Origin of the sequence: Streptomyces sp. NRRL F-525 (genome assembly GCF_000716605.1) — a bacterium.
Lineage (GTDB): Bacteria > Actinomycetota > Actinomycetes > Streptomycetales > Streptomycetaceae > Streptomyces.
Window position 1 is genome coordinate 45,256 of the sequence record NZ_JNXE01000008.1, and the last position, 25,204, is coordinate 70,459.

The 25,204-nt window shown below is 70.7% G+C and carries 27 protein-coding genes and 1 pseudogene; 8 read left to right on the forward strand and 20 right to left on the reverse strand.

The genetic code is table 11. The features are described from left to right. The first annotated feature begins 46 nt into the window (after positions 1-46). Positions 47-460, forward strand: coding sequence for a DUF6069 family protein (locus OO69_RS14050; RefSeq protein WP_033280937.1), 414 nt, complete (start codon positions 47-49; stop codon positions 458-460). 34 nt (positions 461-494) lie between these two features. On the opposite strand, the gene OO69_RS14055 is transcribed toward OO69_RS14050, so the two are convergent. From OO69_RS14055 to OO69_RS14085, 7 genes are all read right to left on the reverse strand, one after another. Then, positions 495-1,292, reverse strand: a complete 798-nt coding sequence (locus tag OO69_RS14055) for an inositol monophosphatase family protein (protein WP_033280938.1) — start codon at positions 1,290-1,292, stop codon at positions 495-497. Beyond that, positions 1,276-1,920 carry a glycerophosphodiester phosphodiesterase gene (locus OO69_RS48825; RefSeq protein ID WP_051800995.1) on the reverse strand — a complete coding sequence of 215 codons (645 nt, stop codon included), beginning with the start codon at positions 1,918-1,920 and terminating at the stop codon, positions 1,276-1,278. The genes OO69_RS14055 and OO69_RS48825 overlap by 17 nt, the downstream gene beginning before the upstream one ends. Positions 1,921-1,953: 33 nt before the next feature. Then, entirely contained in the window at positions 1,954-3,042 is a 1,089-nt protein-coding gene (locus tag OO69_RS14065; protein WP_051800996.1) for an ABC transporter ATP-binding protein, read from the reverse strand. Beyond that, the gene (locus OO69_RS14070) at positions 3,039-3,845 is read right to left on the reverse strand and encodes an ABC transporter permease (protein WP_033280939.1); all 807 of its coding nucleotides are present in this window, start codon (positions 3,843-3,845) and stop codon (positions 3,039-3,041) included. The genes OO69_RS14065 and OO69_RS14070 overlap by 4 nt, the downstream gene beginning before the upstream one ends. Positions 3,846-3,856: 11 nt before the next feature. Beyond that, positions 3,857-4,834, reverse strand: coding sequence for an ABC transporter permease (locus tag OO69_RS14075; protein ID WP_033280940.1), 978 nt, complete (start codon positions 4,832-4,834; stop codon positions 3,857-3,859). Next, the gene (locus OO69_RS14080; RefSeq protein WP_051800997.1) at positions 4,831-6,042 is read right to left on the reverse strand and encodes an extracellular solute-binding protein; all 1,212 of its coding nucleotides are present in this window, start codon (positions 6,040-6,042) and stop codon (positions 4,831-4,833) included. Before OO69_RS14080 ends, OO69_RS14075 begins: the two co-directional genes overlap by 4 nt. 180 nt (positions 6,043-6,222) lie before the next feature. Beyond that, complete coding sequence (locus OO69_RS14085; RefSeq protein WP_033280941.1) at positions 6,223-6,945, reverse strand: TetR/AcrR family transcriptional regulator; 723 nt, start codon at positions 6,943-6,945, stop codon at positions 6,223-6,225. Positions 6,946-7,051: 106 nt separating this feature from the next. On the opposite strand from OO69_RS14085, the gene OO69_RS14090 reads away from it, so the two are divergent. Beyond that, complete coding sequence (locus OO69_RS14090; RefSeq protein WP_033280942.1) at positions 7,052-8,179, forward strand: FAD-dependent oxidoreductase; 1,128 nt, start codon at positions 7,052-7,054, stop codon at positions 8,177-8,179. Between the two features lie 10 nt (positions 8,180-8,189). On the opposite strand, the gene OO69_RS14095 is transcribed toward OO69_RS14090, so the two are convergent. The 4 genes from OO69_RS14095 to OO69_RS14110 form a co-directional block, all read right to left on the reverse strand. Next, positions 8,190-9,173, reverse strand: a complete 984-nt coding sequence (locus OO69_RS14095) for an alpha/beta hydrolase (protein WP_051800998.1) — start codon at positions 9,171-9,173, stop codon at positions 8,190-8,192. 129 nt (positions 9,174-9,302) lie between these two features. Continuing rightward, the gene (locus OO69_RS14100; protein WP_033281119.1) at positions 9,303-10,226 is read right to left on the reverse strand and encodes a zinc-binding dehydrogenase; all 924 of its coding nucleotides are present in this window, start codon (positions 10,224-10,226) and stop codon (positions 9,303-9,305) included. Positions 10,227-10,356: 130 nt separating this feature from the next. Beyond that, positions 10,357-10,767 (reverse strand): winged helix-turn-helix transcriptional regulator, encoded by a 411-nt coding sequence (locus OO69_RS14105; protein ID WP_033280943.1) that lies wholly within the window; start codon positions 10,765-10,767, stop codon positions 10,357-10,359. 198 nt (positions 10,768-10,965) lie between these two features. After that, entirely contained in the window at positions 10,966-11,469 is a 504-nt protein-coding gene (locus tag OO69_RS14110; RefSeq protein ID WP_078652423.1) for a hypothetical protein, read from the reverse strand. 379 nt (positions 11,470-11,848) lie between these two features. Between OO69_RS14110 and OO69_RS14115 the strand changes: the two genes are divergently transcribed. The 3 genes from OO69_RS14115 to OO69_RS14125 all read left to right on the forward strand — a co-directional run bounded on the left by OO69_RS14115 (position 11,849) and on the right by OO69_RS14125 (position 14,290). Continuing rightward, a complete protein-coding gene (locus tag OO69_RS14115) occupies positions 11,849-12,574 on the forward strand; it encodes a metal-dependent hydrolase (RefSeq protein WP_033280945.1) in 726 nt (241 codons plus the stop codon). Beyond that, complete coding sequence (locus tag OO69_RS14120) at positions 12,574-13,149, forward strand: helix-turn-helix domain-containing protein (RefSeq protein WP_033280946.1); 576 nt, start codon at positions 12,574-12,576, stop codon at positions 13,147-13,149. The genes OO69_RS14115 and OO69_RS14120 overlap by 1 nt, the downstream gene beginning before the upstream one ends. A 76-nt stretch (positions 13,150-13,225) precedes the next feature. Next, the gene (locus OO69_RS14125; protein WP_033280947.1) at positions 13,226-14,290 is read left to right on the forward strand and encodes a threonine aldolase family protein; all 1,065 of its coding nucleotides are present in this window, start codon (positions 13,226-13,228) and stop codon (positions 14,288-14,290) included. 88 nt (positions 14,291-14,378) lie between these two features. On the opposite strand, the gene OO69_RS14130 is transcribed toward OO69_RS14125, so the two are convergent. The 4 genes and pseudogenes from OO69_RS14130 to OO69_RS14145 all read right to left on the reverse strand — a co-directional run bounded on the left by OO69_RS14130 (position 14,379) and on the right by OO69_RS14145 (position 19,027). Beyond that, positions 14,379-15,779 (reverse strand): glutamate decarboxylase, encoded by a 1,401-nt coding sequence (locus OO69_RS14130; protein WP_033280948.1) that lies wholly within the window; start codon positions 15,777-15,779, stop codon positions 14,379-14,381. 161 nt (positions 15,780-15,940) lie between these two features. Then, positions 15,941-16,453: pseudogene (locus tag OO69_RS52965) on the reverse strand (carbohydrate binding domain-containing protein); the annotation flags it as partial. Between the two features lie 683 nt (positions 16,454-17,136). Continuing rightward, the gene (locus OO69_RS14140; protein WP_199810948.1) at positions 17,137-18,153 is read right to left on the reverse strand and encodes a zinc-dependent alcohol dehydrogenase; all 1,017 of its coding nucleotides are present in this window, start codon (positions 18,151-18,153) and stop codon (positions 17,137-17,139) included. A 49-nt stretch (positions 18,154-18,202) separates the two neighbouring features. After that, positions 18,203-19,027, reverse strand: a complete 825-nt coding sequence (locus OO69_RS14145) for an IclR family transcriptional regulator (RefSeq protein WP_033280950.1) — start codon at positions 19,025-19,027, stop codon at positions 18,203-18,205. A gap of 47 nt (positions 19,028-19,074) precedes the next feature. On the opposite strand from OO69_RS14145, the gene OO69_RS14150 reads away from it, so the two are divergent. The 3 genes from OO69_RS14150 to OO69_RS14160 all read left to right on the forward strand — a co-directional run bounded on the left by OO69_RS14150 (position 19,075) and on the right by OO69_RS14160 (position 22,203). Continuing rightward, positions 19,075-20,790 (forward strand): IlvD/Edd family dehydratase, encoded by a 1,716-nt coding sequence (locus OO69_RS14150; RefSeq protein WP_199810943.1) that lies wholly within the window; start codon positions 19,075-19,077, stop codon positions 20,788-20,790. 130 nt (positions 20,791-20,920) lie between these two features. Continuing rightward, the gene (locus OO69_RS14155) at positions 20,921-21,493 is read left to right on the forward strand and encodes an RICIN domain-containing protein (protein ID WP_158713385.1); all 573 of its coding nucleotides are present in this window, start codon (positions 20,921-20,923) and stop codon (positions 21,491-21,493) included. Between the two features lie 134 nt (positions 21,494-21,627). Further along, positions 21,628-22,203, forward strand: coding sequence for a hypothetical protein (locus OO69_RS14160; RefSeq protein ID WP_234444446.1), 576 nt, complete (start codon positions 21,628-21,630; stop codon positions 22,201-22,203). Positions 22,204-22,336: 133 nt separating this feature from the next. Here the strand turns inward: OO69_RS14160 and OO69_RS14165 are convergent, their stop codons facing one another. The 5 genes from OO69_RS14165 to OO69_RS52970 form a co-directional block, all read right to left on the reverse strand. Further along, positions 22,337-23,359: a DNA-directed RNA polymerase subunit alpha gene (locus OO69_RS14165; protein ID WP_033280953.1), complete on the reverse strand. Its 1,023-nt coding sequence runs from the start codon at positions 23,357-23,359 to the stop codon at positions 22,337-22,339. Between the two features lie 189 nt (positions 23,360-23,548). Beyond that, positions 23,549-23,854 (reverse strand): hypothetical protein, encoded by a 306-nt coding sequence (locus OO69_RS14170; RefSeq protein WP_158713386.1) that lies wholly within the window; start codon positions 23,852-23,854, stop codon positions 23,549-23,551. A 97-nt stretch (positions 23,855-23,951) separates the two neighbouring features. Next, positions 23,952-24,113, reverse strand: coding sequence for a hypothetical protein (locus OO69_RS51925; protein WP_158713387.1), 162 nt, complete (start codon positions 24,111-24,113; stop codon positions 23,952-23,954). A 382-nt stretch (positions 24,114-24,495) separates the two neighbouring features. After that, complete coding sequence (locus OO69_RS14175; RefSeq protein ID WP_033280955.1) at positions 24,496-24,909, reverse strand: ABC transporter transmembrane domain-containing protein; 414 nt, start codon at positions 24,907-24,909, stop codon at positions 24,496-24,498. Beyond that, positions 24,909-25,070, reverse strand: a complete 162-nt coding sequence (locus OO69_RS52970) for a hypothetical protein (RefSeq protein WP_234444431.1) — start codon at positions 25,068-25,070, stop codon at positions 24,909-24,911. The genes OO69_RS14175 and OO69_RS52970 overlap by 1 nt, the downstream gene beginning before the upstream one ends. Between the last annotated feature and the right edge of the window lie 134 nt (positions 25,071-25,204).

Genomic DNA, 25,204 nt, shown 5'->3' on the forward strand with positions numbered 1-25,204 from the left:
CGGGGTGCCTTGGGCTCCGCCCGGAATCTCCCTCCCTGGAGTTGTCATGTCACTTGCCTCTGATGCCGTCGCCGTCCGCCGTGGCCCGCTCGTCGTCGCGGGAGGTGTCCTCGCCGCGATCGTGGTCGCCGCCGCGGCCGACACCGTGATCGCCCAACTCGCCCTGGCCGCCGGTGCGCCCGACGACTTCCAGCCCCTGAAGGCACCGTCGTACATCTTCCTGACGACGGTCGGAATAGTCGCCGGCGCCCTCGGCTGGGCCATCCTGCGCAAGGTCTCGAAGGACCCCCAGGCGCTGGTGCGTTGGCTGGTACCGACCCTCGTCGTGGTGTCCTTCGTCCCCGACTTCCTGCTCTACGGCGACGGGGGCGCCACCGGTGTCGGGGCGCTGCTCCTGATGCACGTGGCGGTCGCGGCGGCCGCGGTGGTCACCTACCGCAAGGTGATGCCCCTGGCGTAGGGGCACCGGCGGCGGGTGACCACCCGTCGATCGGCTAGGCCTTGACCGTCGAACGCCACAACTCCCCGGCCTCCGCCGCCGCCTCCGGTGCCACGAGCAGCAACGGCTCGCCATAGGAAGGGAGTTGAGGCATCGCCACCGCACCCGCCTCGGTCGCGATGAGCAGGGCGGGCAGGCCGTCCACCGGGTGGAACTCGCCGATCGCGGCTGCCGTCGCGCGGCCCGCCGCCACCTGGACCAACGACAGCGCGGTCGAACCCATGACGCGTGCCGTGCAGTGCCGGTCGGCCAGTTTCGCGAGCAGCGCGTCCAGGCCCGGCCAGTGCGCGTGCGCCGCCCACTCCGTCAGGAACACATGGCCCGTGAGCGTGGTGTGATCTGCCGCGTGGATCGACGTGCCGTTCAGGTGCGCGCCCTTTCCCCGCACCGCCGTGAAGACCTCGCCCCGCCACGGGTCCGCCACCAGGCCCAGCAGCGGGGAGCCGTCCGGCTCCGCGAGGCCCAGGGAGAAGGAGCACCAGCCAAGCCCGTGGGCGTAGTTGGTGGTTCCGTCCACGGGGTCGATCACCCAGTGCGGTGCGTCGTCCGACGTCCCGTCCTCCGCGCCGTACTCCTCGCCGTCGATGCCCCAGTCGGGGAACTCCCGCCGCAGCACCGCCCGTACGTGCCGTTCCACCGCCTCGTCCGTGTCGGTGACGATGTCGGCCGGGCTCGCCTTTTCCCGGACCGGCCCCGCACCTCCCCGGTTCCCGCTGCGGATCGCCTCCGTCGCCCACTCGGCCAACTCCACGGCCACCCGCAGAGCACCGTCCAGGTCATGTCCGTTCGGCACAGCTCTTCACCACCCCGTTCAGGTCGTTGCTAATGATCGCGTCCACACCCCAGGCGAGCAGTTCGCCGCGCCGGTCCGCGTCGTCCACCGTCCAGCAGCTCACCAGCACGTCCCGCGCATGCCAGTACGCCACCGACTCCTCGCTCAGGAACCGGTGCTCGGGATTGAAATACTGCGGGCGTACGGCCGCCAACACACCCTCGGGCGGCGGAAGTTCGCCGTACCAACTGAGGAACAGCGTGATCCGCTCGTCCCGTGCCCGCACCGCCGCCATCGCCTCCGCCGCGCCGCAGAACAGGGCGACCGCTCCGAGACGCCCGAGTTCCGCGTGTGCCGCCGCCGCGACCACCGGGTCCCCGGTGTCCAGGAGCAGCGGCACCCCGTCGGCGGCGGCTTCCAGCGCCTCACGCAAGGTCGGGACGGCCGGAGCGATGTCCCGCAACTCGGCCAGCGTCAGGGCCGCGACCGACTCCGGACGCCCCCACAGACGCCGCAGGTCGTCGTCATGATGCAGTACGACGACCCCGTCCGCCGTGCGGCGCAGATCCACCTCGATCGCCGAGGCACCCGCGCCCGCCGCCAGCCGCACGGCCTCCAGGGTGTTCTCCACCGCGGCCCGGGGGGTCACCCCGGTGCGCCACAGCCAGCGGACGTCCCGCCCTCATGCCGCCTCCGCTTCTGCTTCTACGGCTGGGGCGGTCGCGTACGACAGGGCCTGGCCGACCCGCACCCTTACGACCTCGCCGCGCGCCGGGGCCGTAGCGCCGGAGACGTACGAGCGCAGACGCGGGCCGCCCTCCAACTCCACGACCACCTCGGTGAAGTGGCCGCGGGGGAGCACCTTCTCGACCCGGGCGGCGGCGCCTTCGGAGGTGCCGTCGAGGCGGACCTCCTCCGGGCGGATGCCGACCGTCAGGCCCGATCCCGCCGGGCCGGTCAACTCCGCGCACGGCAGGGTGACGTGGCCGAGCCGTACCGTGCCTGGCGCGGCGAAGGCGTCGTCGAGACGGTTGAGGCTGCCGACGAACTCGGCGGTGAACAGCGTGGCCGGGGTGCGGTACAGGTCGTCCGGGGACGCGTACTGCTCGATGCGGCCGCCGTTCATCACCGCGATGCGGTCGGCGATGCTGAGCGCCTCGTCCTGGTCGTGGGTGACGAACAGGGTGGTGATGCCGAGGCGTTGCTGGATGTCCCGGATCTCCTCGCGGACCCGTTCGCGGAGCTTGGCGTCCAGGTTGGACAACGGCTCGTCCAGCAGGAGGAGTTGGGGGCGCAGGGCCAACGCCCGTGCCAGCGCGGTGCGTTGCTGTTCGCCGCCCGAGATGTGCGCCGGGCGGCTGTCGGCGTGGTGGGTGAGGCCGACCAGTTCCAGCGCCTCGGCGACCCGGCGGTCGGCCTCGGCGCGCGGCACCTTGTGCATCTTCAGGCCGAAGCCGATGTTCTGGCGGACCGTCATGTGCGGCCACAGGGCGTAGTTCTGGAACACCATCGCGGTGGGGCGGCGCTCGGGCGGTACGGCGGCGTAGTCCGTGCCGCCGATCTCGACCCGGCCGGAGTCCGGGGTCAGGAACCCGGCCGCCATCCGCAGGGTCGTGGTCTTGCCGCAGCCCGAGGGTCCCAACAGGCAGACCATCTCGCCGGGTTCGACGTGCAGGTCAAGGCCGGAGACGACCGTTCTGCCGCCGAGGGTCTTGGTGAGGCCGGACAGTACGAGTCCGGCGGTGGCCGTGTGAACGGTGGTGCTGGTCACCGCAGTTGGAACCCTTCCGCGAGATGGCCGCCCATGATGTGCCGCCGTACGCCGAGCATCAGCAGGACGGACGGCACGGACAGCAGGAGGGAGAAGACCGCGGCGACACCCTCGGGGTAGTTGGTGACCATGCTGTACATCGCGGTGGGCATGGTGGTGTACGTGGGCGCGCCGACCAGCAGGGTGCCCTGGGCCTCGTCGAACGCGGCCAGGAAGGACATGATCAGCGCCACCAGGATGCCGGGGCGGGCGAGCGGCAGGGTGACCCGCCAGAAGACGGTCAGCGGACCGGCGCCCGCGTCCCGGGCGGCCTCCTCCAGACTGCGCGGCACCGCGGCGAACGCCGCCGCGGGCAGCCAGGTCATGAAGACGACCGTGCCCAGCAGCTGCACGACGACCACGCCCCAGAACGTCGTCATCAGGTTCAGGGTGTAGAAGAGGGAGGCCATCGCCGCGTACAGCCCGATCTTCGGGAACGCGTTGACGGAGAACAGCGCCACCAGGAAGAACCGGCGCCCGGGGAAGTCGCGGCGGGCGAAGGCGTACGCGGCGGGCAGGCAGATCACCGCCGAGAGCAGCGTCACCACCGGTGCGAACACGAAGCTCCAGCGCACCGCCGCCACCAGGTCCGGATTGTCGGCGACCGTCGACCACCAGCGCAGGGTCCAGCCCCGCGGGAGCAGATCGGGGTAGCGCCAGGTGTCGGCGAAGGCGTGGGGGAGCAGCCACAGCAACGGGCCGAGGATGAACAGGGCGAGCAGCGCGGCCAGTACGGCACCGCCCGCGCGACGGACGACGGTCATGTGCTGCCCCTTCACCGCGTCACCGACGCGGCGCGCCGGGCCTCGCGGACGTTGGACCGGACGTACGCCACGCCCACCACCGAGGCGAGCGCGAAGACGACGACGGCCATCACCAGGGACTGCTGGGGCTGGTTGAACGACTGGAAGGCGTTGGCGAGTTGGACCCCGAGCATGGTCGGCGCGGTCGGTCCGACCAGATACGGCACGGTGAAACTGCCGAGCACCGCGATGGTCGTGAACGTGGCCGTGATGACCGCGGGCACACTTGTCATCGGCAACAGGACACGCAGCACGACCTGCGCGGGGCGCGCCCCGGCGTCACGGGCGGCCTCGATCAGCGCGTCCGGTACGGCGGCCAGTCCCGAGGTCAACACCAGTACGGCGAAAGGGAGGTTGGTCCACACCTGGCCGACGATCACGCCCCAGGTCGTGTAGCTCAGCCGAGGCGCGGAGGACCAGCCCAGCGCGTGCGCCATGGTGGTGAGGGCGCCGTCACCGGCGTAGAAGGTCAGGATCGCGTACGAGCCGATGACCGCGGGCAGGAAGAGCGGAGTCACCGCAAGTGCGGTGACCAGGCGGGCGGTTCGGCCGCCGGACAGCCGGGCGTACAGCGCCACGGCGAGCCCGAGCGCGAAGACGGCCACCACGCTCACCAGCGTCACCTCGACGGTGACGGTCAGGCTGCGCAGGAAGGTGTCGCTGGTGAGGACCTCGCGGTAGGCGCCGAGGGTGCCCCACCAGTGGTCGGCCGGGTGCTGGTGCAGACCGATGGAGGCGATGACGGAGTTCAGGCCGCCGAAGTGGCCGAGGGTGTACAGGACTCCGGAGATCACCGGGATGCCGACGAAGAGGGCGACCACAAGGAGGGGCGGCAGCACCATGAGGGTGCCGACGGCTCCGGTTCTGGCCCCGTCCGGGGAACGGCGGCGGCGCGCACTCGCACCGTCCGCCGCCCCCGCCGTAGTACCCGTAGTACTCGTCCCGCTCACTGACCGGGCACCTTCTGCTGCCACAGGTTGTTCATGTCGCTGCTTGTCTGGCCGGAGTAGCCGGCGCGCAGGTTGCCGACGTCGACGCCGTTGAACCGGGCGGCCGTCGCCGCGGGCAGCTTGCTCGCCGGGATGACCGGGTAGGCGCCCAACTGCTTGACAATCGCGTCCTGTTGCTGCGCCTGGAGGAAGAAGTCGGCCAGCTTCAGGGCGGCTTGCTGCTTCTTGCTCGCCTTGAGGATGCCGAGGTAGGAGGCGCCGCCGGTGAACGTCGGGTCCGATATCTGGGTGAACTTGATGCCGGAGTTCAGGGTGTGGTTCTGGATGCCCGACAGGTACTGGTCCGACCAGACCGGGGCCAGCTCGATCTGCCCCTTGGCGAGCAGGTCGAGCACGGCCTGATTGCCGTTGGGGTAGACGCCCTTGCCGTAGACGTCCTTGTTCAGGGCCTTCAACTCCTTGAACCCGGGTTCCCACTTGGACTCGAGGGAGGCGTCGTAGCCGTCCTGGAAGGTCTTCAGCGTCTTCGCGTCGAGGTGCCGGTCGAGCGTCGTCTCGACGAACGAACCCCCGGAGCCGCCGGTGGCCGGGCTGTTGTACGCGAACTTGCCCGGGTTGGCCTTGATCCAGGAGATCAGGCTGTCGTACGTCTTCGGCGGCGTCTTCACCTTCGTCGCGTCGTACGCCAGCACGACCGATGAACCGCGGTACGGGACAGCCGAGTTGGCCACCGGGCCGAGCAGGGCGGAGTCGACGTCCTTGAGGCCCGGCACGTTCTTCGCCGACACCTTGGTGAGCAGACCGGCGGTGGCCGCGTTGAGGGTGACGGACGACTCCATGAGGTCGTAACCGGGGTCGCGGCCGGTCTTCGCGGCGGCCTGGAGCTTGGCGAGCGTGGTCGCGTCGGCGGTGCCGTGCGCGGAGAAGACGACCTTGACCTGGTAACCGGGATTGGCCTTCTCGAAGGCCGGGACAACGATGTCCTCCCACAACTTCTGGATGTTCGTGTCACCGCTGACGTAGGCGGTGAGGTGGTGGGCGGCGGCTCCGCCGACTGACGCGGACGAGGAGGACGACGAGGAGCAGGCGGAGGCGGCCATGGTGAGGGTGGCGGCGCACAGCAGCGCGGCGGCGCTCCGGGCGGACCTGGGGAGTCGCTTGGACTGAGGTGAGGCGGCGAGGGAACGGCCAAGGGTCCGGCTGGGCATGGTGGTTGCTCCGGGCATTCTGGTTCGGGGGCGGAACGCTCTGTTCCGGCGCACGATAGGCAGGGGTGCCGGTGGGGTTCGGGAACAACCGGATGAACGAGGACTTTTTTCAGGGCGACACTTCGGCGGGCGGCGTGACGACCGTGCCCTGGGGGGTGATGGCCGAGGCTGTCGGTAGATCTAACCGTTCATCGGGTGGAGAGTGGTGACGCCCGCGAGGACGAGATCGATGCCGGCGAGGAACTGCTCGCGGTCGTCGTGCCCGCGCACCTGGCTGGCCACGGCCCGGGTGAACGGGTAGTCGTCGGGGTCGAGTTCCTCCCAGGCCGTCGATACGGCGTCGAGGAACCGGGCGCGGTCAACGTCGGGTCCAAGCGTGCTGGCGCTGGCGCTGGCGCTGGCGGTGTTCGCGGCGTTCTGCCCGGCAGCGCCGAGGATGTAGTGCATCAACGCCGAGGTCGAGGTGAACCAACCGGCCTCGGGCACACCCAGCGCGCGGACCTGCCGGCCGATGTTCTCGAAGAGCCGCGGCGCCACCGGCCCCCACGGACTGTGGGAGATCTGCGTCGCGAGCTGTGTGGCGAGCCACGGGTGTTCCTCGATCGCCTCGAACAGCCCGAGCGCGACGGCGCGGATCCCGTCCTGCGGCGTGTCCGGGGACCCGGCGGGCTCGACGGCCAGGGCCGCGGCGACGACGGCGTCGGTGGCGGCGCCGAGCAGCTCGCCCTTGTTCGCCACATGCCAGTAGATCGCCCCGGGCCCGGTGGCCAGGCGCTCGGTCAGCGTCCGGAACGTCAGCCCGTCCTCGCCGACCGCGTCGAGCAGCTCGACGGCGGCCTCGACGATGCGCTCACGGGAGAGAGCCTCCGTACGCCGCTGTGACCTGCCACTCCGCGCTGCCATGCGGCCATCTTGACATATCTGGAGCGCCGTTCCAACAATGGAACGACATTCCAGAGAGGTCGGCCGGATCACCGGACGGCCGTCCGGATCCCGAAGGAGGATCACCATGAACACCCACATCACGATCATCGGCGCCGGACTCGGCGGCCTCACGCTCGCCCGCGTCCTGCACGTCCACGGCATCCCGGCCACGGTCTACGAGGGCGAGCCCGCCCCGACCGCGCGTGCCCAGGGCGGGATGCTCGACATCCACGAGGACAACGGCCAGCCGGCCCTCGCCGCGGCAGGCCTGACCGAGGAGTTCCGCGGCCTCGTACTGGAGGGCCGCGAGGCGACACGGGTCCTCGCCCCGGACGGGACCGTCCTGTTCGACGACGACAGCGCGCGGGGACGCCCCGAGGTGCTGCGCGGCGAACTGCGCCGGATCCTCCTCGACTCGCTCCCGGCCGGCACCGTCCGGTGGGGACACAAGGTCACCGCCGTCCGCGCGCTCGGCGAGGGCCGCCACGAGGTGACCTTCGCCGACGGCACCACTGCCATCACCAGCGTGCTGGTCGGCGCGGACGGCGCATGGTCACGGGTCCGGCCGCTGCTGTCCGACGCGGCACCCGAATACACCGGAAAGTCGTACGTCGAGACCTACCTGTACGACGCCGACAACCGCCACCCCGCGGTCGCGAAAGCGGTCGGCGGCGGGTCCTTGTTCGCGCTCGCGCCGGGCAAGGGCATCCAGGCACACCGCGAGAGCGGCGGCACCCTCCACACCTACGTGGCGCTGTCCAGGCCGCGGGACTGGTTCGCCGGCATCGACTTCACCGATTCCGCCACGGCGGCCCAGCGGATCACGCGGGAATTCGACGGCTGGGCCCCCGAACTCACCGCCCTGATCACCGACAGCGACACCCCGCTGGTCCTACGACCCCTCTACGCGCTCCCCATCTCGCACCGCTGGGACCGCGTGCCCGGCGTGACCCTGCTCGGCGACGCGGCCCACCTCTCGGCCCCGAACGGCGAAGGTGCCAACCTGGCCATGTACGACGGCGCCGAACTCGGCAAGGCCCTCGCCGCCCACCCCGACGACCCCGAAGCCGCGCTCGCCGCATACGAGCGGCTCCTCTTCCCCCGCAGCGCCGCGGCTGCGGTCGACGGCGCCGACCTCAACGAGGCGCTCTTCGGTGACAACGCGCCGCGGAGCCTGCTCGACATGTTCGCGGGAGGCGAGCAGACCCGCTGAGGGAATTCGCTCACTTCGGCAGGTCGGCGCTGTCGAGATGGCGGTGCAGGAACGCGGTGATGATGTCCATGACGGTCGCGGACGACCAGGCAAGGGCGGCGTCCGAATCCGGGAGGACTCCGAAGTCTCCGTGATTTGCCCCGGCCACGACATAGCGCGTGCTGTCCGCGCCGGCGGCGAGAAGAGCCTGGTGCACGTGCTGCGTTTGGGAGGAGGAGACGAGCATGTCGTCACTGCCGTGGAGGAGAAGGAAGGGCGGCGCCGAAGCCGTCACACAGGTCGCGGGATCCGCGGCGCTCACCGCCTCGGGGATGTCCGAGAACAGCGCGCCCGCCTTGCCGACGTAGGCCGAGAAATGCGTGGCCGTGCGCTCGTAGTGGAGTCGCGCCGCCTCGTCGAAGTCGTCGGCGATCGCCGAGAGCAGGGAGGTGCCGAAGGCGTCAACCACGGCTTGCACGGGGCCTGTTGATGAGTCATTCGTGACACCCGTCAGTGCCGCCACATGACCACCGGCTGACTCTCCCCAGAGGGCGACCGCACGCGGGTCGATACCGAAGTCGTCCGCGTGCTGCCGCAGATGGGAGAAGGCGGCTCGTACATCGTGGATGGAATCCAGGTAGGTGCCACCGTCCGGCGCGACGCGGTATTCGACACTGGCGACGACAAAGCCCGATTCGGCGACGTGACGACGCACGTCGAACGCCATCGCCTTGTTGCAGCGCAGGAACGCACCACCGGGAAGGAAGAGGACCAGCGGAAGCCGGTCTCCCGTCGCCGGCCGAAGAATGTCGGCTTTCAGATCGCGCGACTCCCCGTTGGGCAGTCCCACGCTGCTGAACGTGACGTCCGGGTGGCTTTCGATCTCGACCGTGCCAAGGGCCATCTGCGGACTCGCGCCGACATCCAGCAAGGTGCTGTCGGCGAGGTCCGGCGGGGCGATGGTGCTGGCCGCAGGCACGGGGAGCTTGGGAACGGACGGCATCTCAGGTTCCATGTAGCGATCCTGTCACCGTCGTAAAAAAACGTCAATGGACATGGAGAAGCTTCCTCCACTTCCGCGGAGGAAGCTGTCGCCGCGTCGAAGGTGACCGGCTCCTTCCGTTGTCGCAGGGCGGTCCCGGGGCTACGGCACCAGGACGATCCGGCCGCGCCGGCCGCCCCGGGCGAGTTGGGCGTGGGCTTCGGGTGCTTGGGACAGGGGGTAGGTCTGGGCCACGCGCGGCGTGAGGACGCCGACTTCGGCGAGGGCGGAGAGGTGGGCGAGGCGGGTGGGTTCGGGGCCTGCCATGGTGTTGTGTACGGTCACGCCCCGCTCCGGCGTCGGCAGTACGTCGACCCGCACGCTCACGAAGGTGCCGCCGTCGCGGACGGCCGCCAGTGCGGGTGCGCCCAGGGCCGCCGCGTCGAGGACGCCGTCCACGCCGTCCGGCATGAACCGGCGTACCGCGTCGCTCAGTTGCTCGTCCCGCGACACGAACCAGGTGGCGCCGCGCTCGCGCAGGAACTCCTCGTCCTCGGGCCGCCCCTGCGCGACGATCCGCACGCCCCGCGTCCGCGCCAACTCGACGGCGTAGCCGCCCACGGCCCCGGCGGCGCCCGTGATGAGCAGAGTGCCGCGAGGGCGCAGCGGGAGGTGGTCCAGGGCCATCGAGGCGGTCATCGCGTTGAGGGGGATCGTCGCCGCGAGCGTCAGGTCCATGCCCTCGGGGGCGGGGGCGATGGAGTTCAGGTCGGTCACCAGGTACTCGGCCTGGGCCTTGGTGGGGCGCAGTACTGGGGAGTGGAACACGATGACCGGCGTTCCGACATCGAGGAGGACACCCGTACCGACCGCGTCGATCGTCCCGGCGGCGTCCAGGCCGAGCCCTGTGTATTCGACGTCGTCCATCGGACCGAAGAACCCGCCCCACACAGCGGCGTCGGCGGGATTGAGCGCGGCGGCCGCGACCTTGACGCGGATCTCGAAGGGGCCCGGCTCCGGGAGGGGGACCTCCACGACCTCGACGGCCTCGGGTCCACCGATCTTCTTGACGACTACAGCGCGCATGACGTCCGCCATTCCGTTTGCGTATCCGAACACCACAAACGCTAGGCGGGTAACGATCGATTAGTAAGTAGGCACTTTAAGGTGCGTTACGGCCCGCCGGGTGGGCCGGGCTGTCGTCTGTCGCCCGCCGTCACTGGTCGGTCTGCCGGGCGTCGTAGCGTCCGCGCGCCTCGTCGACCTCGTCGGTCTTCTCGGCGGCCCAGTCGCGCACTTGGGACAGCAGGCCGTACAGGCCCTGCCCGAGCGGGGTCAATTCGTAGTCGACGCGCACCGGCACGGTCGGCGTGACCGTCCGGTTCACCATGCCGTCGCGTTCGAGCATGCGCAGCGTCTGGGTGAGCATCTTCTGGCTGACGCCCGGGATCTCGCGGCTGATGTGGCTGTACCGCATCGGCCCGCCGTAGGACCCGAGGGTGCACATCGTGAGGCTGACCCACCGGTTGCTGATCGTCGAGAGCAGGGCCACCGCGGGGCAGTCGTGCATGTACGCCTCGTACGTGCCCGGCTCGACCGGGCGTGCCTGCTTCTGCTTGGTGGCCATCTGGTTCTCCCGCCAGGAGCGCAACGCACTCAAGAGTGCCTACTTACCAATCGATCGTAACCCGCCTGGAGTTCGCCCTATTTATGTGGTTCGCGTCATTCGTCTTTGCAAACGAGCGATGCGCTTCGCCCCGCCGGTCGGGCGACCGGCGGGGCGAAGGAGCGTACTTGGGGACGACGGCGACGGACCGGTCGGATGTCAGGCGCAGAGGACGCGGGTCTCCGGCGTGTAGACCGGGCCACCGCTGACGTTCGTCGAGTCGCTGAACTCGGAGTAGTAGTACGAGTAGAAGCCGATGTTGCCGTTGCAGCCCGAGTCGGCGGCGACCTGGAGGGTCAGGGTCACGGTCCGGCTCTGCCCGGGCGGGATGGTGGCGCCGTAGTCCGGGCCGAGGTCGGTGGGCCCGACGCCGGTGCACGGGGTGCTGCCGGTGTCCGTGGTCAGCGCGCAGTCGGTGAAGCTGTACTTGAGGTCCGGCCGCTGGGTGGTCAGCCAGGTGGGCTCGATCGTCTGGTAGACGAACAGGACGTCGTAGGTCTTGTTGTTGGTGAGCGTCATCGAGAGTTTCACCGCGCCGCCGGGCGTCGTGGTGGCGGTGTCGGTGGCGAAGGTCAGGTCGGCGTCCGCCGCGCTCGCACTCGGGGCCAGTCCGAAGACGGCGAGGAGGAGACCGAGGACGGTGGCGAGACCCAGGCGTCTCATACGTGGTGATCGCATGAGCCGGGAGGCTAGGCGCGCCGCGCGCGGGCCGTCTGCCCCACGGGGCGGGGCCCCACGGTGGATCGGCTGAATGCGTTTCTCGTGTGGCGGCGGTGCGGCGGGAGTGTGAAGCGATCACTCGGGTCGCGTACGTGCACTGCGTGCAGCGGACGTGTGGGGCGCGTGGGGGTGTTGGTGCGCTTGTTGGACGGGAGGCGCCGGGTACCGACATTGGCGTGATTCCTGACGCGTCGGATGTCGGGGCGGGTCCGTGGGGCGGGTGTTCTCGGGCATTCGTCGATTTCTGGCCTCGCGGACGGATGTGTTGATTAAAATGAACGATACGTTCGTCTTGGCTTCCGGAGTTCGGTATGGTGAACGCATGGTTCATTCGATCGCGGCTTCTCGAGTGGGCGGGCAGATCAGCGCCTACCTCGACGACACCTACTTGGAGCAGGTCGACACGCGGGTGATCGCGGTCGGCGAGACGACGGACGGGGCGCCCTGGGCGGCCGTGGAGCACTGTCTGTTTCATCCGCAGGGCGGGGGGCAGCCCGCCGATCGCGGGTGGTTGGGGGATGCGGAGATCGTGCCGGTCCGGGAGCGGGAGTCGGGGCTGGTGGTGGCTACGGCGGCTGACGGCGGCGATCTTTCGGGCCTCGGCGTGGGGGAGCCGGTGCGAGCGCGGATCGATCTTCAGGCCCGCATGCTGCATGCCGCGCTGCACACGGCCGGGCATCTCGTCGAGGCGGTCGGGCGGGCGCAGGGGTGGGAGATGGTCGGGAGCATCCACTTTCCCGGTCAGGCCCGGATCGAGTTCCAGGCGCCGGACGCGGACGCGCGGCTGGCCGACCCGGACGGGCGGGAGGCTGTGACCGCCGTGCTGCGCGCGGCGGTGGCGGCCGCGGTCGCCGATGAACTGACGGTCACCGTGCGGTACTTCGCCGACGGGCAGCGCGTGGTGCATCTCGGTGGGCTGCACTCCGCGCCGTGCGGTGGCACGCATGTGCGCGGCCTCGGGGACCTGGCCGACGTGGTGCTGCCGACACTGAAGGTCAAGAAGGGCCGTATCCGCGTGTCCTACACCGCGACCCACCGGAGCCGTTGATGACACCCCCGCCGTCCGGCCGCCGTCCGGTGAGCAGTACCGCGGCCGCGGTCGGCGCGAAGATCCGGCTGCGCCGTCAGCAGCGCGGGATGAGCGCCGCGGAGATGGCCCGACGGGCCGGGCTGAGCAAGGCCACCCTGTCGCAGCTGGAGGCCGGGAACGGCAATCCCACGATCGACACCCTGGACGCGATCGCCATCGCCCTGCGCATCCCGATCGCCGACCTGCTCGCGCGCGATGCCGACACCGGGCCGGTCTTCCGCCCGGGCACGGACATCGAACCCGGGGAAGTATCCCGGGAGTTGCTACGCCGGATCAGCAGCGGCAACAGCCTGGAGATCTGGCGGCTGCGCATCCCGCCGGAGACTGAGTTGGCCGGCGTCCCGCACGCCACCGGCACGATCGAGCACCTGCTCATCGCCACCGGGCACGTCACCGCCGGTCCCGTCGACGCCCCGCAGGACCTGGGCCCCGGCGACATGCTCGCGTTCGCCGGAGACGCCCCGCACTTCTACCGGACCGGCGCCGAGGAGGTCGACATCACCGTCGTCTTCGCCTCTCCCATCAGCACCTGAGACACCGTCAGCAGAGCTCAGGACCTCATCAACAGCCAAGACCTCAGCAGTACTTGAGACCGAGGAACCCCCGCTCATGAGCACCTCCACCTTCGCCACCACGCCCTCCAGCCGCGCCTTCATCAGCGACAACATGGCCGGAGTGTCCCCGGAGATAGCCCGCGCCGTCGCCGACGCGGCCGCCGGGCAGGTCCTGCCGTACGGCAACGACCCGTTCACCGACAGCGCCCGCCGCAGGCTCGGCGAGATCTTCGAGCGGGACGTCGATGTCTTCCCCGTCTCCACCGGGTCCGCCGCGAACGGCCTGAGCCTGGCCGCCCTCACCCCGCCGTGGGGGAGCGTGCTCTCCCACCCGGACAGCCACATCAACACCGACGAATGCGGCGCGCCGGAGTTCTTCACCAACGGGGCCAAGCTCGTCGGCGTCCGGGGCGCCGACAGCAAGATCGACCCCGACGCGCTGCGGGCGGCGGTGCGTCGGCGGGCCGGTGACGTGCACAGTGTGCAGCCGTCCGCGGTGAGCATCAGCCAGGCCACCGAGAGCGGCAGCGTCTACACCCTGGAGGAGATCCGCGAACTGTCCGCCATCGCCAAGGACGCGGGCCTGCGGGTCCACATGGACGGGGCGCGCTTCGCCAACGCGCTGGTCCAACTCGGCGCCACCCCGGCCGAGATGACGTGGAGGGCCGGCGTCGACGTGCTGTCCTTCGGCGCCACCAAGAACGGTGCGATGACCGCCGACGCCATCGTCTCCTTCGACCCGGCGCTCGCCGGTGAACTCGCCTTCCGCGCGAAGCGCGCCGGCCAGCTCGCCTCCAAGATGCGCTTCAACACGGCCCAGATCGACGCCTACCTCGCCGACGATCTCTGGCTGCGCAACGCCCGCCAGGCCAACGCGATGGCCACCCGCCTCGGCGACGGCCTCAAGTCCATTGCCGGGGCTGGGCTGTTGGCCACCCCGCAGGCCAACATCCTCTTCTGCCGCCTGCCCCAGCCGGTCACTGAAGGACTCCTTGCGGAGGGTTACGCCTTCTACCACGACCGGTGGGAGCCGGGCATCGTCCGCTTCGTCACCGCGTTCTCGCACAGCGCCGACGACATTGACCACCTGTTGGACGCGGTCCGCCGCCACACCCACTGAGGGGTGTCGCCGCGGACCGCGTGCCGCCCGACGCTCAATTCGGCGCCGGGAAGGGTGAGTTGGCCGCCGGGAGAGCCGGGGCGTGTCGTCAGGCGGTGACGAGCGGCTGGTGCGGTGGCGCGAGCGTCGGGCGGGTCTCGTGGAGGTTCCTGGTGACCTCGGTGAGGTCGGCGATGAACATGCCCGCGAGTTCGGCGGTGAACCCGGTGCGCACCACGAGGCGTAGGACGGAGACGTCCTGGCAGGGCGCGGGGAAGCTGTAGGCGGGCAGATGCCAGCCGCGCGCCCGCATCGCGTGGGAGACGTCGAACACCGTGAAGCCCTGCGTGCCGGGCGTCAACCGGAAGGCGAACGCCGGGAGTTCGGAGCCGTCGGTGATCAACTCGTAGGGCGCGATGGTCTCGATGCGCGCGGCGAGCGCACGGGCCGTGGTGCGGCTCTGCGACGCCAGATTGCGCAGCCCTTCGACGCCGTAGCGGAGGAAGCTGTAGTACTGCGCGACGACATGCGCGCCCGGGCGGGAGAAGTTGAGGGTGAAGCTGGGGGAGCTGCCGCCGAGGTAGTCGACCTCGAACACCAGGTCGTCGGGGAGGGCTTCGGCGTTGCGCCACAGCGCCCAGCCCAGGCCGGGGAAGACGTGGCCGTACTTGTGCCCCGAGGTGTTGATGGAGGCGACGCGTTCGAGCTGGAAGTCCCACATCAGGCCCGGGTCGAGGAACGGGGCGACCATCGCGCCGGACGCGCCGTCGACATGCACGGGGATGTCGGTGCCGGTGGCGGCCTGGTAGCCGTCCAGGGCCATGCAGATGTCGGCGACGGGCTCGTAGGAACCGTCGAACGTCGACCCGAGGATCGTCACCACGCCGATGGTGTTGTCGTCGCAGTAGGCGGTGAGGGTGTCGGCGGTGAGGTGGTAGCGGCCCGGCTCCATCGGGACGTAACGCGGCTCCACCTCGAAGTAGTTGGCGAACTTCTTCCAGCACACCTGGACGTTCGCGCCCATCACGATGTTCGGGCGTGAGGTGTCCTTGCCCTGGGCGCGGCGGCGTTCCTGCCAGCGGCGCTTGAGCGCGAGCCCGCCGAGCATGGCGGCCTCGCTGGAGCCGGTGGTCGAGCAGCCGCGGACCTGCTCGGCGTGCGGCGCGTGCCAGAGCCGGGCGAGCATCCGTACGCAGCGCTCCTCCATCGCCGTGATCTGCGGGTACTCGGCGCGGTCGGCGAGGTTCTTCTCGGCGGTCTCCGCCATCAACTCCCTTGCCTGCGGCTCCATCCAGGTCGTCACGAAGGTGGCGAGGTTGAGGCGCGCGTTGCCGTCGAGCATCAGCTCGTCGCGTACGCGGCGGCAGACCAGGTCGGGCTCCGACGCGAACTCGGGCAGCTCGTCGACGGGCTGGAGGAGGTCGGCGGCCGGCGGGAGACCGCCGGTGCGGGAGACGGTCAGGGTGTCGAACTCGGCTTCGGGCATGACGTCGGTATGCGGGATGGGCATGAGTGTGTGGATGCCTTTCTGGTCCGTGCGGCCCCGTGCACTCCGACGCTAGATCGCCGAGCGGTGCGGCGTATGTGCCGATTACACCGATCCAGTGATCGATTTGCGGACTGATGAACTGGATTTTCCCTTGTACATACTGGGCATTACTTTTCGCTGGGCTGGACCTGCTTGCCAGTGGGGCTCTGACCTGGCCCGTTCAGCGTGATGTCGTCGGCGTAGTACGTGCCCTGTGCGTACCAGCCGTGCACAAAGACGGTCGCGCTGGTCTGGGACGCGCCGGTGGTGAAGGAGACGGTCAGCGGGCTGTAGGCGGAGGGGGAATTGGTCCAGGTCGACTTCCCGCCGGTCACGCCCAGGTAGACGTAGGAGCCGCGGACCCAGCCGCTGAGCGAGTAGGTGGTGTCCGGCCGTACCGCGACGGTCTGTTCGCACTGCGCGGTGTCCCTCGAACTCACCTTGCCCTGAAGGGCTTTCGAGCCCGCGTGGACGGGGGAGGTGACGATCGAGCCAGGGTTGCCCGCGCAACTCCACGGCGAGACGCTGCCCGTCTCGAAGCCGGGATTGGTCAGGGCGTCGGCCGCACCGGCCGAGCTCGGGGCGGCCGACGTAGGAGCGGCCGAGGCGCTTGCCGGGGGTGCGGCCGGGGTGGCCTCGGTGGGGCTGGGGATCAGGAGCGAGCAGCCGAACCCGGCGACGGCCGCCGCGGCGACCGCGATCACCACGGCCGCCCGGCGCTGTCCGGGCCCCAGGCGCGGGCGGTCCACGGGGCGCGGCGGCCGGACGTCGCCACCGTGCGCGGGGAATCCCTCCGTCCTGCCACCGGGGACGGGCGGGAGTTCCTCCGTATCGCCTGTGTCGCCGCCGGTCGGGGTGCGCGGGACGGGTACGACTTCGGTCGTGTGGGTGCGGTAGTCCTTGTCCTGGCGTATCTCGTCCAGCAGTTGGGCCAGTGCGTCGGTGCGGCGCGGGCGCACCACGTGGATGGGTTCCAGCGCGGTGCGGTCGTCCGGTGCGCCGGACGCGGGAGGTGTGGACACGGTGGTCTCCTTCCGTCCCGTGGCGGGGACCGGATCTGTCCTCGCGGAATGGATACGCACCGCTTGCTCTGGAGGTTCAGCCGGTGCACCGCAAGCTCCAGGGCGGGTCGGTCCGGCAGAAGCGCGCGGCTCGTACGCGGGGACCGGCCTGCTCCCTCTCGGTTGGCCACGTCTGATCCCGAGGCCTGCCTGGACGATCTGCTTGTGCACGGAGCGCAGTCGGCCGGCTGGCCACTCAACGGCGGTCAGCGGACCGTTCGCCAGCGGGAACCTCGGGGCCGTCCCTCCCTTCGGCTCCAGGGGGAGGCAGTCCAACCTCAGCCCGACCGCGGGTCGACATGGATCTTCGGCCCCGGCCCGGCTCCGGCCGGACGCGAACCGGCGAGGACGGGCCCGACCTCCTCCAGGCCGACGGTCGCGGCGACCAGCGGTCTCGGGTCGACGGAGCCGTCGGCGTACGCGCGGATGGTGTCGTCGAGGCCGGGGGAGGCGGACAGGATGCCCACTGCGGTCACGTCCTTGAGCACGAGCGTGCGGGTGTCGATCCTGCTGGGTGCACCGGCCAGCCCGACGTACACGAGCCGTCCGCCCGGCTCGACCAACCGCAGTGCCATGCCCGGCAGTTGGACGGCGTTGGAGGCGTCGACGATCGCGTCGAACGGCAGGTCCGGGAGTGACTCCTCCGTCCACATGTGCTCGAAGCCCAACTGGTGAGCGAAGGCGGGGGAGTTGTCGCCGCGGCCCATCAGGTGCACCTCGGCGCCCGTGGCCCGCAGGAACATCGCGACGAGCAGCCCGATGGTCCCGGGACCCAGGACCAGCGCCCGGTCGCCGGGCCCGACCGCGGCGGCCCGTGCCGCCCGCAGGGCGTTGCCGCCCGGCTCCACCAGTGCGCCCAGCACGGCGTCCACGGAGTCGGGCAGGACGTGCAACGACGAGACGGGTACGGCGAGTTGCTCCGCGAGGGCGCCGGCCCGCTCCCCGCGTATGCCCACCTCCTGCCGCTTTTCGCAGACGTGCTGGTGCCCCCGGCGGCAGCGGCGGCAGGCACCGCAGCCGAGCATGGTGTCACCCATGACCCGGCGTCCCACCCACGCCCGGTCGACCCCGGCGCCCACCGCCGCGACCCGGCCGGACCACTCGTGCCCGAGCCGCATCGGGTAGGAGGAGTGCCCCTGATGGAGGTAGGCCATCGCCCCGGTGTAGAACTCCACATCGGTGCCGCACACGCCGACCCGTTCCACGTCGACGACGGCCTCACCGGGCGCGGCCACCGGTACCGGGACCTCATGGACGGCGTACTGTCCGGGGGCGGTCAGCACGAAGGCACGCATCAGGTGCACGGGTCGCTCTCCAGGTCTCCGGCGTCGGGTCGGCGGGGCTTCATCGGTGCGGTTCGCCCAGCGGCCCGAGCGCGGCACGGAACTCGTCGAGGGCGTCGAGCAGGACGGACAGCGGTGTCCGGTAGGCCAGCGCGCTGACGCTCACCGCACCGGAGGGCTTCGTGGGAGAGGTCGCGTACACCGGCAGGGCAAGGCAGTTGACCCCGACCTCGTTCTCCTGGTCGTCGCAGGCGAAGCCCCGGGCGCGAACGGTGCGCAGGTCCCGGTACAAGTCGTCGGCGGTGCACAGGGTTTGGGGTGTACGGCGTTCGAGCGGGGAGTCGCCGATCCAGGCCTCGACGTCGTCCAGGGTGCCCAACTCGTGGGCCAGCAGCAGCTTTCCGACGCCGGTGGCGTGCGCGGGATTGCGGCCGCCCACGGTCGAGGTCAGCCGGACGGCACCGGCCGGCGGGTCGACCTTGGCACGGTAGACGACCTCGCGGCCGTCCAGGACCGCGTAGTGCGCGGTCTCGCCGAACCGCGCCGCCAACGCGTCCAACAGCGGTCGTAGCCGGACGTGTTCGGGACGGGCCTCGTGGTGGGCGAAGGCCATGCGGAGGAACTCGTCGCCCAGGACGTAACGGCCGCGGTCGTCCTGGGCTGCGAGACCGGCGCGGCGCAGCGCGCCCAGTGCCCGGTGCACGGTCGGCTTGGGGCTGCCGATCACGCGGGTCAGTTCATCGAGGCCCACTCCGCCGGAAAAGCGGGAGAGTTCCTTGAGGACGGCGAGGACTCGGTCCGAACCGACAAGTCGGCTGCCGTCGGGCCCTGTTGGGCCCTCCTCGCCGAGGTCTGTCGGTGCGTGGTGCGGCTGCGTATCCTCCATGGCGTTCCAGAGATTAGACCGTCGTGTCGATTGTCGGAAGGCGCCTAATGGTGAGTCTCCGCAGTGCGCAGTGGTACGAGGGCCAGGACCGCAACGCCTACATCCACCGGGCGTGGATGCGACGCGGTGTTCCGGACAGCGCCTTCACCGGACGCCCGCAGATCGCCATCGCCAACACCGCCTCGGACCTGACCCCTTGCAACGCGCACCTGAACGAGGTGGCCGCCTCGGTGCGCAACGGGGTGTACGAGGCGGGCGGTGTCCCGCTGGACCTGCCCGTGGTGTCGCTGGGGGAGACCCAGGTGCGGCCCACGGCGATGCTCTGGCGGAACATGGCGGCGATGGCCACCGAGGAGATGCTGCGGGCCAACCCCCTTGACGGTGTTGTCCTGTTGGGTGGCTGCGACAAGACGATCCCCTCGCTGCTGATGGCCGCCGCGTCGGTGGACCTGCCCGCTGTCGTGGTGCCCGGGGGACCGATGCTGACCGGGACCTTCCGCGGTGCGCCGCTGGGCTGCGGCACCGACGTGTGGCGGCTGTCGGAGGAGGTCCGGGCCGGCACGCTCTCGCAGGAGGACTTCGCCCGGTCCGAGTCGTCGATGATCCGCAGCCGGGGGCACTGCAACACGATGGGCACCGCGTCGACGATGGCCGTGGTGGCGGAGGCCCTGGGCACGGTCGTCCCCGGGGTGGCGGGTACCCCCGCCGTCGACAGCCGGCTGCCGGCGGCCGCCCATGAGACCGGCCGGCTGGTGGTGGACATGGTGGCGGCGGACCGGCGACCCAGCACCTTCCTCTCCAAGGCGTCCTTCCACAACGCGATCGTCGCGCTGGCCGCCGTCGGCGGGTCGACCAACGCGGTCGTCCACCTGCTCGCGATCGCCGGACGGCTCGGCGTCGACCTGACCCTCGACGACTTCGACCGCATCGGCTCACGGGTGCCGGTCCTCGTGGACCTCCAGCCGGCCGGCCGCTTCCTCATGGACGACCTCCACCGCGCCGGAGGCCTGCTCGCCGTGTTGCGCGAGGTCCGCGACCTGCTCGACCCGGACGCGCTGACCGTCACGGGCGAGCCCCTGGTCACCTACCTTGCCGATGCCCCGATCTGGGACCCCGAGGTGATCCGCACCCGCGCCGAACCACTCGTCGCCGAGGGCGGCATCGCCGTACTGCGCGGAAACCTCGCCCCCTCCGGGGCACTCGTCAAGCCGGCGGCGGCCTCGGCCCACCTGCTGCGGCACCGTGGCCGGGCGGTGGTCTTCGACAGCATCGAGGACTTCCACGCCCGTGTCGACGACCCGGACCTCGACGTCGACGCCGACTCGGTCCTCGTCCTGCGCGGCTGCGGCCCCAAGGGGTATCCCGGCATGCCCGAGGTCTCGAACATGCCCCTGCCGAAGAAGCTCCTCGAACAGGGCGTCCGTGACATGGTCCGCGTCTGCGACGGCCGGATGAGCGGCACGGCGTACGGCACGGTCGTCCTGCACGTGGCGCCGGAGGCCGCGGCCGGCGGACCGCTCGGCCTCGTGCGCACCGGCGACTTCATCACCCTGGACGTGGCGGCCCGCCGCCTCGACGTCGACGTACCGGACGCCGAACTGGCGCGCAGGACACCCGACTTGGCCACCGTCACCGGCTTCGCCGCCCCGAAGCGCGGCTGGGAACGGCTCTACGTGGACCACGTGCTGCAGGCCGACACCGGCGCCGACCTCGACTTCCTCGTCGGGTCCAGCGGGTCGGAGGTAAGCCGTGAATCGCACTGACCCGACGTCCTGACCGCGGTGGCGAGTCCGCTGAGCGGAACAGGGGGCGACGGGGCGCTGTCGGCGGAACACGCTGTCCACGAACGAGGAGATATCGGGTTCCGGTCGACAAGTCATGGGAGTCACGACGATGAAGATGCGAAACAGGATCACTGTTCTGGCAGCGACGTTCGTGAGCTGCGCGGGCATGGTCACGCTGGCGACGGGGGCGAGTGCCGCCGCGCCGACCGCGGATTCGACGCCGGGCGTCTCCGCCCGCGTCGCGGCCGCGGCGGCCGCGAGCAGCTATCACACGATCAAGAACATGGCCTACGCCCAATGTGTGGACGCACCGGGCGGGGTACTCAACGTCAGACTCCAGCTGGCCAACTGCAACGGTTCCAGCACCCAGAACTGGGCGTTCGTGTCGACCGGTGCCACGGACACCTACTACCTGGTGAATCAGGCGAGCGGGTACTGCGCCGAGGTCAACAACGGCACCAGCGTTCCAGGGGAGGCCGTCGACGAGTACCTCTGCGACGGGCTGGCGTCGGAACAGTGGGTCGAGACCGCCGCGATCGTCGACCAGAAGGTCGGCGCGAAGTTCAGGCACGCGGGCACCAGCCTGTGCCTCGACACGGTCAGCAGCACCGGCAGCCAGCTCATGCAATGGAGTTGCGACGACGCGCACCCGGCCGCGGCCCAGGTGTGGACCGTGAGCTAGGCCGTTGCCGACAGGCCTGCCGAGCACCGTTCGGCAGGCCTGATCAGGCGAACGCGATTGGCTCCGGTCGGCTCAGCCGACAAACGCTTTGCCCGTGCCCCGTCCCGTGCCGGAAAATTCTCGGCGTGGAGGACATGGAACCCAGCGAAGAAGAGACACCGGACGGCCTGTTGGGCTGGTGCCTGGTGGCCAACGTGGCGCGGGAGACCGCGCACGGCGAGGCCGGCCTCGAGATCCAGCACGGCACGAAGCACTTCCGCACAGGTGCCCTGCTGTGGATCCCGCCCGTCATCTGGGACCCCGGCTGGGGTCGCTGGCCCGCGGTGGGCCGGCACCGGGGGAACAGCCGCCGGTACGTGACCATGGTCGTGCGCGCGAAGCATCTGGAGAACTTCCGGGTCAAGGGTGTCTACAGCGAGGCACTCGTCCGCTGCCTCAACGGCTACCGGCACGACCCGGCCGCTCCGCGCACCCTGCAGAACCCGTGGACGCGCGAGCGGGCCCAGAGCTGGGCGGACGGCCGGAACAGCAACCGGGTGCCGCTCTTCATCGAGGGCCACCCCTACGCCCACCCGAGGATGTCCGTCCCCAACCCGCCGCCGGCGGAACTCCAGATCGACGGTGAGACGCTCCACCTCGCGCACTTCGGCACCAGGGGAGCCCGCTACAGCCGTACGCCCCCACCGGCGGAATGGACTCCCGAGCCCTGAGCGGGACGTTCGAAAGCCCCGCCACGGTCCGCGCCGGCGCGGAGCCGGCCGAGGTGTCCCTCCGGGCCGGGAACAGTGTGGAGGTGTCCTGTCCCCGTCCGCGGAGTGTCACCAAGGCCGGCGCAGCGCGGCATCAGTACTGCTCGGTCTCCACGAAACCGGCGTCCACGTCGTCGTCGGCACCATAGGTGTCGGCAGCGGCGGAGAGGTTCAGTCCGGGAGGGCTGTCCTTCAGGCCGAGGCCCATGCCGGCCAGCTTCTCCTTGACCTCGTCGATGGACTTCGCGCCGAAGTTGCGGATGTCCATCAGGTCGGCCTCGGAACGCGCCAGAAGCTCGCCCACCGAGTGGACGCCCTCGCGCTTGAGGCAGTTGTACGACCGAACGGTGAGCTCCAGCTCCTCGATCGGCAGGGCGAGATCGGCGGCAAGGGCGGCGTCCGTCGGGGACGGGCCCATGTCGATGCCCTCGGCGTCGATGTTGAGCTCACGCGCCAGACCGAACAGCTCCACCAGGGTCTTACCGGCGGACGCCATGGCGTCACGGGGACGCATGGCCTGCTTGGTCTCGACGTCGACGATCAGCTTGTCGAAGTCGGTGCGCTGCTCGACACGGGTCGCCTCGACCTTGTACGTGACCTTGAGCACGGGCGAGTAGATCGAGTCGACCGGGATACGCCCGATCTCCTGACCGACCTGCTTGTTCTGCACGGCGGAGACGTAGCCGCGACCGCGCTCGACGGTCAGCTCCATCTCCAGCTTGCCCTTGCCGTTGAGCGTGGCCAGGACGAGATCGGGGTTGTGCACCTCGACACCGGCCGGGGGCGCGATGTCGGCGGCGGTGACCAGACCCGGACCCTGCTTGCGCAGGTACATCACGACAGGCTCGTCCTGCTCACTGCTGACGACGAGCTGCTTGATGTTGAGGATCAGGTCGGTGACGTCCTCCTTGACGCCCGGCACGGTGGTGAACTCGTGCAGCACTCCGTCGATGCGGATGGACGTGACCGCCGCACCCGGGATCGAGGAGAGGAGCGTACGGCGCAGGGAGTTGCCAAGGGTGTAGCCGAAGCCCGGCTCCAGCGGCTCGATCACGAACCGGGAGCGGAACTCGTCGACGACCTCTTCGGTCAACGAGGGGCGCTGAGCGATCAGCATGCGGTGTTGCCTCCAGTGGTTTGGCGCCCGCTATGTGACGCCGTAGACACCACGAAGCCTACGGGGCGGCACGGGCGATACGGTCTTCGCCGTGGCCGAACCGCCCGTCTCCCCGACCCGGCGGGGAGACTTTGGGCCGTTTGCTTCCGCCCGCGGCCCCCACCCACAACCGTTTCCAGGGATGTGAGGTCAGGGTCGGCTGATGTCGTGGTCATGGAGTATATGCGGCTCCAAGATCGCATCGGTCAGCGCGGGGTCGTAGGGAGCGTGCGGAGCCGGGCGGGAGGGCGCGATGGCGCCCGGTCCCCGGTGCCGCGTTCCCCGGCCGCCCACAGCCGGGCGTAGACCCTGCCCGCAGACGGCAGACCGCAGCTTGTCGGGGCGCCCCCGCTCGACGACCCTGCCGTCGTCCATCACCACCACGCGGTCGGCGAGGGCCGCCCGGTCGAGGGCCCGGGCGGTGTCGCTGCCGCCCTCCGCCGTGGCCTCGTCCATGACGACCACTTCGGGTCGAGTAACAGGACGCGGGCCAGGGCGAGTTGCTGTACCTGGCGCGGGGCGAGATCGACGCCTCGGGTGCCGACCGGGGTGTTCACGCCGCCCGGAGTGCGTCGATCCACCCCGTCGCGCCCACGGCGGCGAGGTCCGACGGCGAGGCGTCACGGCGGGCGGGCCGGACATTGTCCGCTACGGTCCCGAGGAGCAGGTGGTGTTCCTGGGGCACCAGCATGATCCGGCGCCGGCCGTCCGGCACGCCGGACGCCAGCGTGGACTTGCCTGACCCCGTGCAGCACGTCGGGGCCGGTGCCGTAGTGGTGGTGGACGTCGTGCACGACAAGTGCCGTACCGGGATGGGTGATCGGGCCCGTCGGACCTTCGTCCGGTGCGGGTGCGCCGAGTGTGACGCCGACGATCCTGGCGAGGCCGGCCGTTGCCCGCTGCCCGCTGCCCGCTGCCCGCTGCCCGCTGCACACTGTCGAAGCTGCCGAGTATCATGTCGACGGGGTCGAACAGCCCCACGAAGAACAGCGCGGCCGTGGGCGCGGCGACCAACACCACGCTCAGGCCGAGGAGTTCGGCGCAGTTGAGCCGGCCGTAGAGCCTCGTTGCCGCGTGCGTGGCGCGCAGTTCGTACGTCATCGCCGACGCCGAGGCCGCTTCCACCCGGGCGTGCCGGCCCGGGCCGAGGCGCGGCGTCCGTCGGCGGTGCGGGCCGCCGCGTAGAGCGGCTGCGAGGGCCGTAGATACCAGTGCAGGGCGTACGCCTGGAGCGGCACCGTGAGGAGCGCCGCGAGCGCGAACCGCCAGTCCAGGGCGGCCAGTCCGACGAGGGTCGCGGCGACCGTCAGCGCCACCGCGACGAAGTCGCCGAGCGCTCCGGACGCCACCTGGGAGACCCGGTCCACGTCACCGGAGACCCGGGAGACCAGGTCGCCGGTGCCGCCCGCCTCGACGACGTCCACGGGCAGGGCGAGCGCGGCGGTGACGGCGTCCTCGCGCAGCCGGGCGGCGATGGGTGCACCAGCCGGGCCGACAGCACGGCCGCGCACTAGCCCGTCGCGGCACCGGCCGCGGCGGCCCCCGCCAGGAGCAGCACCGGGCCGACCAGCGCGCCGGGGGCCCGCCGGTCGGCGACGGCGGCCCACAGCATGAGCCACCGGCCCTGAAGCGCGTCCCGAAGCCGGGCCCGCGTCTGCCGAGCCGTGGCCACCGGCAGCACCGGCGCGGGGGTGATGGGTTGATGGGTGCGGTGGTCATCGTGCGGTGGCCCTGGGGGTGTTGGGGTGCGCTGGAGTTGGCCCGGTGCTCGGAGCAACAGACGTGCCGGGCACGGGAGATGGACCG